The organism is Streptomyces sp. NBC_00094, assembly GCF_026343125.1.
GTDB lineage: Bacteria > Actinomycetota > Actinomycetes > Streptomycetales > Streptomycetaceae > Streptomyces.
Genome location: NZ_JAPEMB010000001.1, coordinates 5,979,531 through 5,990,375, shown reverse-complemented (window position 1 = coordinate 5,990,375; position 10,845 = coordinate 5,979,531). Strand labels below are relative to the sequence as shown.

The following is a 10,845-nucleotide window of genomic DNA, read 5'->3' as shown; positions in this document are numbered from 1 at the left end:
CCCGGCATCATGGACACGTGCCCGAAGGAGACACCGTCTGGCAGGCCGCCCACCGCCTGCACACCGCGCTGGCCGGGCGGGTCCTGACCCGCTCGGACCTCCGCGTGCCCCGGTTCGCGACCGCCGACCTCACCGGCCGCACGCTCCTCGACGTCACGCCGCGCGGCAAGCACCTCCTCGCGCGGATCGAGGGCGGGCTCACGCTCCACTCCCATCTGCGGATGGACGGTGCCTGGCGGGTGTACGCCACCGGGGAGCGCCCGCGCGGCGGCCCCGACCACCAGATCCGCGCGGTCCTCGGGAACGCCGAGTCCACCGCGTACGGCTACCGACTTCCGGTCCTGGAGCTGATCCGTACCGCCGAGGAGCCCCGTGCGGTGGGCCACCTCGGCCCGGACCTGCTCGGCCCCGACTGGGACCCGGAGGAGGCCGTGCGCCGCCTGCGCGCCGACCCGGACCGCCCGCTCGGCGAGGCCCTGCTCGACCAGCGCAACCTGGCCGGCATCGGCAACGTGTACAAGTCGGAGCTGGCCTTCCTCGCCGTCGTCACCCCCTGGCTCCCGGTCGGTGAGCTCGGCCCGGACGTCCCCGCCCGCCTCGTCGCGACCGCCCACCGCCTCCTGGAGGCGAACAAGGACCGACCCGACCGACGCACCACCACGACGCGCCGCACCGGCACCCCGCTCCACGTCTACGGTCGCGAGGGACAGCCCTGTCTGCGCTGCGGGGCCCGGATCAGGAAGGCGGAGCTCGGCGACCGGGTCACGTACTGGTGCCCGTCCTGCCAACCCGGGCCCACTGATTGACGACCCGTCAGATCCGGTCGTACGGTCCGGGGATGACCCTCTCGGCGTACGACCTCACCGGCCGCACCGCGTTCGTCACGGGAGCGGCGAGCGGCATCGGCCGCGCCACCGCACTCCTCCTCGCCCAGGCGGGAGCCGCGGTGCACTGCGCGGACCGCGACGAGCACGGCCTCAAGGAGACCGCCACCCTCGTCGCGACCGAGGGCGGCACCGCGCACCCGCACCCCCTGGACGTCACCGACCGGACCGCGCTGGCGGCCGCCGTCGGCTCCGCGGGCCCCCTCCACGTCATGGCCGCCGTCGCCGGGATCATGCACACGAGCAGCGTCCTGGAGACCCGCGACGAGGACCTCGACCGCGTCCTCGCCGTCAATTTCAAGGGAGTCCTGTACGCCTGCCAGGAGGCGGCCCGCTCGATGATCGCCTCCGGCACCGCGGGCTCGATCGTCACGATGGCCTCGGGCGCGATGGACACCGCGAGCCCGGGCCTGCTCTGCTACAGCGTCACCAAGGCGGCCGTCGTCCAGCTCACGAAGACGCTGGCGGTGGAGGTGGGCCGGTACGGCATCCGGGTCAACGCGGTCGCTCCAGGATGGATCCGTACACCCATGACGGACCGTCACGAGCCGGCCGCCCAGCAGCAGGCGGAGGCCGCGATGATCCGTCACTCACCCCTGGGCCGGGTCGGCGAGGCACAGGACATCGCCCACGCGGTCCTCCACCTCGCCTCCGACGCCTCCTCGTTCACGACGGGCCAGATCCTCCGCCCCAACGGCGGCGTCGCGATGCCTTGGTAACCCCGGACCCGCCACCCGGCCCACCAACCCCAGCCCCGCCACCCGGCCCACCAAGCCCAGAACCGTCACCCGGCCCACCGAAGCCAGCCCCACCGGCACCCGAAACCCTCGCGCGACCACCGCCACCCGACCGTCGCGCCGAAGCAGCCACGTGCACCGGCAACAGGCTCAGCCCCCAGCCACCCGCGACCACCGCCCCCTCGACGGGCCCGGCCTCCCCCGGCACGAGGAGCAGGCGCAGCACCGCCCACCACCAGAGCCCCCCGGCCACCAGCCCGACCGCGACCAGCGCGAGCGTCGCCGGCGGAACACGTCGCCGTACCATGGCCGCCTCCTGCGGTCGACGCTAGACCGGCAGGATCACCCAGCGGGAGGGCGCACCGGAGGCAAACCCGGCGCGCGCCGCACGTATGGCCACGCCCTACACACTCTCCGCCTGGAACATCCACGCATGCTTCTCCAGGTCGCCCGTCAGGCCGATCAGGATGTCCTGGCTGATCGGGTCGGGGTCACCGGTCGCGTCGATCCGTTCCCGCATCCGGGTGATGACCGCCCCCAGGGCGGCGACGAGCAGCTGCACCGCCTCCCCGTCCTTGATCCACCCTTCCGGCACCGTTCCGATCGCGCTGGAGGAGGCCACGGTCGTCGAGCGTCCGTCCGGGTTGACGCCGAGGGCGGAGGCCCTCTCCGCCACGGTGTCGGAATGCAGCCGCGCGGTGTCGACGACCTCGTCGAGCTGCAGATGGACGGAGCGGAAGCGCGGTCCGACGACGTTCCAGTGCACCTGCTTGGCGACCAGGGCGAGGTCGACCAAGTCGACCAGCGCCCCCTGGAGGGCGTTGCCGACCGTCTTGCGGTCGGCCTCGGACAGCGGGCTCTTCACGACAGACATGCGGGATCTCCAACCAGTCGTACGTGCCTCCACCATGGCACGCCCCACCAGAACCCGGCATCTCAGACAAAACACCCCACACGGCGTCCCGAAACGGAGAAAAGCCCCGGTCGATGCCCACAACAGGCATCGACCGGGGCTTCACCCCACTTCGGTTCAGGCAGCGACGACGTCCACCGCTTCCGCGGGCGCCTTGATGGTCACCCGCCCGGTGGACACACCGGCCACCGACGTCACCGACACCGAATTGAGCATCGGGCGTACCGGCGTCGGCACCGGTTCGCTCGCCGCTGCCGACTCGGCCAGTTCGGCCAGTGACAACTCGTCGCTCACTTCACGCATGAGCTCGGACATCCGTACGTCCAGCGCGTCGCAGATCGCGGAGAGCAGCTCGGAGGAAGCCTCCTTCTGCCCCCGCTCCACCTCGGAGAGATAGCCGAGCGAGACTCGGGCGGACGAGGAGACTTCGCGCAGAGTACGGCCTTGGCGCTGGCGCTGCCGACGCAGCACGTCACCCAACAGGCGACGGAGCAGGATCATCGGTGGCTCCCTCCTCGGACCGCGTAGCCGCATCCTTCACGCCCCACCGTACCGCCTCGCGCTGCGGCCGTGCGGGGAGCGATGTCGTGTTCACTCAGGGCTGCAAACATCAATTCCCCCCGTTGTGTTCCGTATCCTGTGCCCGCGCATTCCCCGAGAGTTCCTCATGGAGCAGTGTCAACACGCTCCGTACGCTCTCTCTACGGATGTCCGCGCGGTCGCCGTTCAATCTCAACGAGACCACTTTCCCGGCTCCGGCGCTCGTCCCGGCCGGTCCCGCGACCGCCACGTAGACGGTTCCGACGGCCTGCCCGTCCTGCGGTTCGGGGCCCGCGACCCCGGTCGTGGAGACCCCCCAGTCGACCCCTAGCCGGACCCGTACACCCGCCGCCATCTGCAGCGCGACCTCCGGATCGACCGCGCCGCGCTCCGCGAGGAGGGCCTTGTCGACACCCAGGAGCTCGTGCTTGAGGACGGTGGCATAGGCCGTGACCGAACCCCGGAAGGACTTCGAGGCTCCTGGTACGCCGGTGAGCTCCGCGGCCACCAGACCACCCGTGAGCGACTCCGCGACGGCCAGCGTGTCACCACGCTCCGCGAGCAGTGCCAGCACCCGGGCGGCCTCGGTCATCGCGTCGCCGCCTCCGACCGCGCGGCCGCCCGCTCCTCCGCGAGGCCCTGGCGGCGCAGGACGATCGCCTGGCGCACGTAGTCCAAACCGGTGACGACCGTCAGCACGACGGCCACCGCCATCACCCAGAAGCGCAGGGTGGCCAGTGGTCCGGTGAGCACGAGCACGTACATGCCGACCGCCGTGCCCTGCGCGAGCGTCTTCATCTTGCCGCCGCGGCTCGCCGGGATGATCCCGTGCCGGATCACCCAGAACCGCATCAGGGTGATCCCCAGCTCGCGGGCCAGGATGACCCCGGTCACCCACCAGGGCAGGTCACCCAGCAAGGAGAGGCTGATCAGACCGGCGGCCATGATGGCCTTGTCGGCGATCGGGTCGGCGATCTTCCCGAAGTCGGTGACGAGGTTGTACGTACGGGCCAGGTGCCCGTCGAAGACATCCGTGATCATGGCCACGGCGAACGCCGCCCAGGCCCAGGCGCGCCAGGCGGGGTCGTGACCGCCGTCCTGGAACAGGAGCACCACGAAGGCCGGCACGAGCACGAGCCGGATCATGGTGAGGATGTTGGCGATGTTCCACAGGCTGGCCTGGTTGACGGCCGCAGTGCCCAGCTTTCCGCGGGGCGCCGGCCTACCGGTCCCGCCCGTCGCGGATGCCGGGACTCCGGTCATCTGGCTGCCTCCTCGAAAAGACACTCGGCCACCAGGTCGACGCCTTCCGTGCCGACGACCTTCGCCCTGACCATACGGCCCGGAGCCAGGTCGGGGCTCGTACCGTCGGCCGTGGTGAGCACCACCTGGCCGTCGGTCTCGGGCGCCTGGTGGGCGGCTCGGCCGATCCAGCCGTCCTCCTCGTCGACGGACTCGACGAGTACTTCCAGGGTCTCTCCGATTCGCTCCTCCGCGCGCTGTGCGGTGAGCTCCTCGGCGAGTCGCGAGAGGTGGGCGAGCCGCTCGTCGACGACGTCCTGGTCGAGCTTGTGCTCGTACGTGGCGGCCTCGGTGCCGTCCTCGTCGGAGTAGCCGAAGACACCGACGGCGTCGAGCCGCGCGTGGGTGACGAAGCGTTCCAGCTCGGCGAAGTCCGCCTCGGTCTCGCCGGGGAAGCCGACGATGAAGTTGGAGCGGGCACCCGCCGTCGGGGCCTTGGACCGAATGGTCTCCAGGAGCTCCAGGAAGCGGTCGGTGTCGCCGAAGCGGCGCATGGCCCGCAGCACGTCCGGGGCGCTGTGCTGGAAGGACAGGTCGAAGTAGGGCGCGACCTTCTCGGTCGAGGTGAGGACGTCGATCAGGCCGGGGCGCATCTCGGCGGGCTGGAGGTAGCTGACCCGGACGCGCTCGATGCCGTCGACCGCGGCCAGCTCGGGCAGCAGGCTCTCCAGGAGCCGGATGTCGCCGAGGTCCTTGCCGTACGAGGTGTTGTTCTCGGAGACCAGCATGACCTCCTTGACGCCCTGCTCGGCGAGCCAGCGCGTCTCGTTCAGCACGTCCGAGGGACGGCGCGAGACGAAGGAGCCACGGAAGGACGGGATGGCGCAGAAGGAGCAGCGGCGGTCACAGCCGGAGGCCAGCTTCACCGAGGCGACGGGGCTGGTGTCCAGCCGGCGGCGGAGCGGCGCACGCGGCCCGGACGCGGGCGCGAGGCCCTCCGGAAGGTCGGCCGGCGCGTCGACGGGGACCTCGGCGGTGTCGCCGTGTCCGGGCAGCGCCACGGCCGCGGCGGCCTCCTGGCGCTCCACGGGAGACAGCGGCAGCAGCTTGCGCCGGTCACGCGGGGTGTGGGCCTCGACACTGCCACCGTTGAGGATGGTCTGGAGGCGGTTGGAGATGTCGGCGTAGTCGTCGAAGCCGAGGACGCCATCGGCCTCCGGGAGGGCTTCGGCGAGCTCCTTGCCGTACCGCTCGGCCATGCAGCCGACGGCCACGACGGCCTGGGTCTTGCCGTGATCCTTCAGATCATTGGCTTCGAGGAGGGCGTCGACGGAGTCCTTCTTGGCGGCTTCGACGAATCCACAGGTGTTGACGACGGCGACATCCGCGTCCTCGGCGTTCTCGACGAGCTCCCAGCCGTCCGCTGCCAAGCGGCCTGCGAGCTCCTCCGAGTCCACCTCGTTACGGGCGCAGCCAAGAGTGACAAGGGCGACGGTACGGCGTTCGGGCATGAGCTCAAGACTACTTCGTCCCGGCCGTTCCCCCGTCGCGCAGGGTTCACCTGCGCGACAGAGGTCACATCACCGGGCCGGAAGGGGCCCGACGGCGCCCGGCGGATCATCCGGCCTCGGGGTCGCCCTTGGTGTAGGTGAGCCGCTCGACCTGGCCGGATTCGAACTTCTCCTCGACCTTCTTGCCGTTGACGTGGAGCTCGATGGCGCCGGCGTTGCCGAGGACCAGGTCGACGCGGTCGTCGTCCTGGAAGGTCTTGGACTCGCCCTCCAGGAGGAGGCCGTCGAAGAGCAGCTTCCCGTCCTTGGCCTTGGCCGAGATCCAGCTCTTGCCGTCGACGGCGGTGAGCTTGACCGTGACCTTGTCCTGCGGGACCGCGGCGATCGCGCTCTCGCTGGGCTTCGGGGCCGCGGGCTTGACCGGCTTCGGCTTGGCGGCGGAGGTCGCCTTCTCCGGCGCGGGGGCCGGACCCCCGTCGGCCGCGGTGGCGCCCTTGGGGGCCTCGTTTCCGTCGAACATCGTGAAACCGACGAAACCGACGACGGCGACGATCGCCGCGACCATCGCGGCGGTCCAGTTGGGCCGCCGCGGCTCGGGGCGGATACGTTCCGCCTCGAAGAGCGGGGCGGCGGGGGTGGGCGCGGGACGGCCGCCGTGGTCGGCGTCGTACTGCTCGATCAGCTCAGCCGGATCGAGGCCGACGGCGCGCGCGAGGGTACGGATGTGCCCGCGGGCGTAGACGTCACCGCCGCAGCGCGAGAAGTCGTCCTCCTCGATCGCGTGAACGATCGGAATCCGGACACGGGTGGAGGCACTGACCTCTTCGACGGTGAGACCGGCGGCGATACGGGCCTGCTGGAGAGCGCGACCGATCGAGTCCCGGTCGTCTGCCGGGAACGTCCGGTCGTCTTCGGGGGAGTTGCCGATGGACACGAGAGCGCCTTTCGAGCGTGTAGCCACCTGCTGGACGTTCAGTCTATGGGTGGTACGAAAGGGTGGGGCAACCGGGCGGGTGCTGTTTGTACGCCATGAGGCTGGGACATCCATCTGTCCCACCGTCCAACTTGACGTACGGCCAGGGGAAACGGTTGCCCCCCGTTCCCTTACGAGTGAGTCTCGGCCCGGTCTCGATCGGGTACACCGACGCCCTGGTGGCACCCAGCCCCCCACTCCACACCCCCGTCGCTACGCCCCCGACTCCCCCCGGATCACGGCCAGCACCCCGTCCAGCTCGTCGGGCTTCACCAGCACGTCACGCGCCTTGGAACCCTCGCTCGGTCCGACGATGTTCCGCGACTCCATCAGGTCCATCAGCCGGCCGGCCTTCGCGAAGCCGACGCGCAGCTTGCGCTGGAGCATCGACGTGGAGCCGAACTGCGTCGAGACGACCAGCTCGGCGGCCTGGCACAGCAGGTCGAGGTCGTCGCCGATGTCCTCGTCGATCTCCTTCTTCTGCTTGGTGCCGACCGTGACGTCCTCTCGGAAGACGGGCGTCATCTGGTCCTTGCAGTGCTGCACGACGGCCGCGACCTCGTGCTCGGTGACGAAGGCGCCCTGCATACGGACCGGCTTGTTCGCGCCCATCGGCAGGAAGAGGCCGTCGCCCTTGCCGATCAGCTTCTCGGCACCGGGCTGGTCGAGGATGACCCGGCTGTCGGCGAGCGAGGAGGTGGCGAACGCGAGCCGCGAGGGCACGTTCGCCTTGATGAGACCGGTGACGACGTCCACGGACGGCCGCTGGGTGGCGAGGACGAGATGGATGCCGGCGGCGCGCGCCAACTGGGTGATGCGGACGATCGAGTCCTCGACGTCCCTCGGCGCGACCATCATCAGGTCGGCGAGCTCGTCGACGATCACCAGGAGGTACGGGTAGGGGTTCAGCTCCCGCTGGCTGCCCTCGGGCAGCTTGATCTTCCCGTCCCGGATGGCCTGGTTGAAGTCGTCGATGTGCCGGAAGCCGAAGGCGGCCAGGTCGTCGTAGCGGAGGTCCATCTCCTTCACCACCCACTGCAGGGCCTCGGCGGCCCGCTTGGGGTTGGTGATGATCGGGGTGATCAGGTGCGGGATGCCCTCGTAGGCGGTGAGCTCGACCCGCTTGGGGTCGACGAGCACCATCCGGACGTCGTCGGGGGTCGCTCTGATCATCACCGAGGTGATGAGGCAGTTGATGCAGGAGGACTTTCCGGAGCCGGTGGCACCGGCGACCAGGACGTGCGGCATCTTCGCCAGGTTGGCCATCACGTAGCCGCCCTCGACGTCCTTGCCGAGCGCGACCAGCATCGGATGGTCGTCGCCCGCCGCGTCCGCGAGCCGCAGCACGTCGCCGAGGTTGACCATCTCGCGGTCGGAGTTGGGGATCTCGATGCCGACCGCGGACTTGCCGGGGATCGGCGAGATGATCCGCACGTCCGGGGAGGCCACGGCGTACGCGATGTTCTTCGTCAGGGCCGTGATCTTCTCGACCTTCACGGCGGGGCCGAGCTCGACCTCGTACCGCGTGACCGTCGGACCGCGGGTGAAGCCGGTGACGGCCGCGTCGACCTTGAACTCGGTGAAGACGTTGGAGAGCGACTCCACGACGAGGTCGTTCGCCGCGCTGCGCGTCTTGCCGGGCCCGCCGCGCTCCAGTAGATCCATCGACGGCAGCGAGTACGTGATGTCGCCGGAGAGCTGGAGCTGCTCGGCCCTGGCCGGCAGGTCGGTCGGCTCGGGCGCGGGCTTGGTCAGATCGGGTACGCCCCCGCCGGTCCGCTGCTGCCCCCCGCGCGCCGGTGGTACGGGCGCGGCCGGGGCCACGGCCCCGGAGGCCTCCGCGGCGGCGGCCACGGCGGCGGCGCGCTCGGCGGTGACGTCACGGGTCAGGTCGGCGACGATCGGGGAGGGAGGCATCCCGTTGAGCACCGCGCCGTCGAGGGCGGCGGCCGCCGCCGCGGCGACGTCCACCGGGTCCAGGCCGGAGTCGAAGTCGGCCGCTGCGGAGCGGCGCGAGGAGCGGCCGCTCCGCCGCTCCAGGAGCTCCGCCTCGGCCCTGTCCACGTCGTACGGCTCCACCGGGCCGGACGCCCGGCGTCGGGCGGGGCGAGCGGTCCGCGGGGCGGCCTCGCGCCACTCCTCGTCGTACTCCTCGTACTCCTCGTACCGCTGGTACCCCTCGGCCTCCGCAGGGTCGTCGGCCGGTTCGACGATGCCGAGGCGGGCGCCGAGGGCGCGCAGGCGCTGTGGGATGGCGTTGACCGGGGTGGCGGTGACGACGAGCAGGCCGAAGACCGTGAGCAGCACCAGCATCGGTACGGCGAGGGCCTCGCCCATCATGAAGACGAGGGGCTGGGACGCGCCCCAGCCGATCAGGCCGCCCGCGTCCTGCAGGGCCTCGATGCCGTCGTCACGGCCCGGTGAGCCGCACGCGATGTGGACCTGGCCGAGGACGCCGATGACGAGGGCGGAGAGCCCGATGACGATCCGCCCGTTGGCCTCGGGCTTCTCCGGGTAGAGGATCACCCGGACGCCGATCGCCCCGAGGAGCAGCGGCACGAGCAGGTCGAGCCGGCCGAAGGCCCCGGTGACGAGCATCTCGACGAGGTCGCCGACGGGGCCGCGCAGATTGGACCAGGTGCCCGCGGCGACGATCAGCGCGATGCCGAGCAGCAGCAGGGCGAGACCGTCCTTGCGGTGGGCGGGGTCGAGCCCCTTGGCCCCACGCCCTATCCCCCGGAACATCGCCCCCACACCGTGGGCGATGCCGAGCCAGACGCCGCGGACGAGCCGGTAGACGCCCCCGGTGGGGGACGGTGCCGGGCGGGGAGCCGCCTTCTTCGCGGCGGTCTTCCGCGCGGGCGCGCGTTTGGCGGGCGTGGCCTTCTTGGCCGGCGCCTTCTTCGCGACCGGTTTCGCGGGCGGCTTGGCGGGCGACTTCGCGGGCGCCGCTTTCTTCGCGGCGCCCGTCGTCCGGCCGGCGCGCGGCTTTGCGGTGCCCGCCGTGCCCTGGGAACCCTTGCCGGACGTACGTGAAGCCATGATGCTGAGGTTACCGGTGAGGGGACGGGCTGTCCGCTCTCACCCGCCGGTAGGGCCGCGGGTGTCCGCATTACCCGATCGAGTGACCCTTGTCGCGGCACGCTGCTGACGCCGCATCACGGCCCACCCGATCGGTTGACGGTACGTCAGGCCTGGGCGGGCAGCGTCGGCGCGGCACCCGTCCCCGGCTCCAGGGCGTCAAGCGCCCGCCGCAGCCCGGTCAGCTTCCGCTCCAGGTGCGCGGCGGTCGCGACGGCGGCCGCGTCGGCGGAGTCGTCGTCCAGCTGCTTCGACAGGGCTTCCGCCTGCTCCTCGACAGCGGCGAGGCGGGCGGAGAGCTCGGCGAGCAGACCGGCGGACTCCTTGCCGTGACCGCCCTCCGTGCCGCCCTCCAACTGCAGCCGCAGCAGCGCGGCCTGCTCGCGCAGCTTGCAGTTCTTCATGTAGAGCTCGACGAAGACGGAGACCTTGGCGCGCAGGACCCACGGGTCGAACGGCTTCGAGATGTAGTCGACCGCGCCGGCCGCGTACCCCCGGAAGGTGTGGTGGGGGCCGTGGTTGATGGCGGTGAGGAAGATGATCGGGATGTCCCGGGTCCGCTCGCGCCGCTTGATGTGCGCGGCGGTCTCGAACCCGTCCATGCCCGGCATCTGGACGTCCAGCAGGATGACCGCGAAGTCGTCCGTCAGCAGCGCCTTGAGCGCTTCCTCCCCGGACGATGCCCGCACCAGCGTCTGATCGAGCGCGGAGAGAATGGCCTCCAGCGCCAGCAGATTCTCCGGCCGGTCATCGACCAGGAGGATCTTGGCCTTCTGCACCATGCCCCGTCCTCCTCGCCCCGGCAACGGCTCGCCCCGGGTCCCCGAACCGGGGGAAGCACCGGGTGCCGCCCCAGAAGACGACTCCCTAGCGCCGTCCGTCCTTGTGCCGGTCATCGTAGCCGCACCCCGCCCGTCGCCACACCCTGTCACCGCGATGTCACTGTGCACGTAGCAGAAACGCG

At 71.1% G+C, this 10,845-nt stretch carries 11 protein-coding genes; 2 read left to right on the top strand and 9 right to left on the bottom strand.

The window, feature by feature from the left end; translation table 11 throughout:
* Nucleotides 1-17 precede the first annotated feature (17 nt).
* Entirely contained in the window at nt 18-806 is a 789-nt protein-coding gene (locus tag OG580_RS26685; RefSeq protein WP_267046188.1) for an Fpg/Nei family DNA glycosylase, read from the top strand.
* 32 nt (nt 807-838) lie between these two features.
* Nucleotides 839-1,603 (top strand): SDR family NAD(P)-dependent oxidoreductase, encoded by a 765-nt coding sequence (locus tag OG580_RS26680; protein ID WP_267046187.1) that lies wholly within the window; start codon nt 839-841, stop codon nt 1,601-1,603.
* Here the strand turns inward: OG580_RS26680 and OG580_RS26675 are convergent.
* From OG580_RS26675 to OG580_RS26635, 9 genes are all read right to left on the bottom strand, one after another.
* Complete coding sequence (locus OG580_RS26675; RefSeq protein WP_267046186.1) at nt 1,551-1,928, bottom strand: hypothetical protein; 378 nt, start codon at nt 1,926-1,928, stop codon at nt 1,551-1,553. The genes OG580_RS26680 and OG580_RS26675 overlap by 53 nt on opposite strands.
* A gap of 96 nt (nt 1,929-2,024) precedes the next feature.
* Entirely contained in the window at nt 2,025-2,495 is a 471-nt protein-coding gene (locus OG580_RS26670; RefSeq protein WP_267046185.1) for a Dps family protein, read from the bottom strand.
* 156 nt (nt 2,496-2,651) lie between these two features.
* Nucleotides 2,652-3,035 (bottom strand): helix-turn-helix domain-containing protein, encoded by a 384-nt coding sequence (locus OG580_RS26665; protein WP_056648474.1) that lies wholly within the window; start codon nt 3,033-3,035, stop codon nt 2,652-2,654.
* Between the two features lie 109 nt (nt 3,036-3,144).
* On the bottom strand, nt 3,145-3,666 hold the full coding sequence (locus tag OG580_RS26660) for a CinA family protein (protein WP_267046184.1): 522 nt from the start codon (nt 3,664-3,666) through the stop codon (nt 3,145-3,147).
* Complete coding sequence (pgsA, locus tag OG580_RS26655; RefSeq protein ID WP_267046183.1) at nt 3,663-4,337, bottom strand: CDP-diacylglycerol--glycerol-3-phosphate 3-phosphatidyltransferase; 675 nt, start codon at nt 4,335-4,337, stop codon at nt 3,663-3,665. Before pgsA ends, OG580_RS26660 begins: the two co-directional genes overlap by 4 nt.
* Nucleotides 4,334-5,827, bottom strand: coding sequence for a 30S ribosomal protein S12 methylthiotransferase RimO (gene rimO / locus OG580_RS26650; protein ID WP_267046182.1), 1,494 nt, complete (start codon nt 5,825-5,827; stop codon nt 4,334-4,336). The genes pgsA and rimO overlap by 4 nt, the downstream gene beginning before the upstream one ends.
* A 106-nt stretch (nt 5,828-5,933) precedes the next feature.
* Complete coding sequence (locus tag OG580_RS26645; RefSeq protein ID WP_267046181.1) at nt 5,934-6,761, bottom strand: helix-turn-helix domain-containing protein; 828 nt, start codon at nt 6,759-6,761, stop codon at nt 5,934-5,936.
* 252 nt (nt 6,762-7,013) lie between these two features.
* Nucleotides 7,014-9,842: a DNA translocase FtsK gene (locus OG580_RS26640; protein ID WP_267046180.1), complete on the bottom strand. Its 2,829-nt coding sequence runs from the start codon at nt 9,840-9,842 to the stop codon at nt 7,014-7,016.
* Nucleotides 9,843-9,988: 146 nt separating this feature from the next.
* A complete protein-coding gene (locus OG580_RS26635; RefSeq protein ID WP_267046179.1) occupies nt 9,989-10,663 on the bottom strand; it encodes a two-component system response regulator in 675 nt (224 codons plus the stop codon).
* Between the last annotated feature and the right edge of the window lie 182 nt (nt 10,664-10,845).

Excerpts from the sequence above, each read along its gene's own strand:
- OG580_RS26680 (WP_267046187.1), top strand. The coding sequence starts at position 839 with ATGACCCTCTCGGCGTACGACCTCACCGGCCGCACCGCGTTCGTCACG.
- OG580_RS26675 (WP_267046186.1), bottom strand. The coding sequence starts at position 1,928 with ATGGTACGGCGACGTGTTCCGCCGGCGACGCTCGCGCTGGTCGCGGTC.
- OG580_RS26670 (WP_267046185.1), bottom strand. The coding sequence starts at position 2,495 with ATGTCTGTCGTGAAGAGCCCGCTGTCCGAGGCCGACCGCAAGACGGTC.
- OG580_RS26665 (WP_056648474.1), bottom strand. The coding sequence starts at position 3,035 with ATGATCCTGCTCCGTCGCCTGTTGGGTGACGTGCTGCGTCGGCAGCGC.
- OG580_RS26660 (WP_267046184.1), bottom strand. The coding sequence starts at position 3,666 with ATGACCGAGGCCGCCCGGGTGCTGGCACTGCTCGCGGAGCGTGGTGAC.
- pgsA (WP_267046183.1), bottom strand. The coding sequence starts at position 4,337 with ATGACCGGAGTCCCGGCATCCGCGACGGGCGGGACCGGTAGGCCGGCG.
- rimO (WP_267046182.1), bottom strand. The coding sequence starts at position 5,827 with ATGCCCGAACGCCGTACCGTCGCCCTTGTCACTCTTGGCTGCGCCCGT.
- OG580_RS26640 (WP_267046180.1), bottom strand. The coding sequence starts at position 9,842 with ATGGCTTCACGTACGTCCGGCAAGGGTTCCCAGGGCACGGCGGGCACC.
- OG580_RS26635 (WP_267046179.1), bottom strand. The coding sequence starts at position 10,663 with ATGGTGCAGAAGGCCAAGATCCTCCTGGTCGATGACCGGCCGGAGAAT.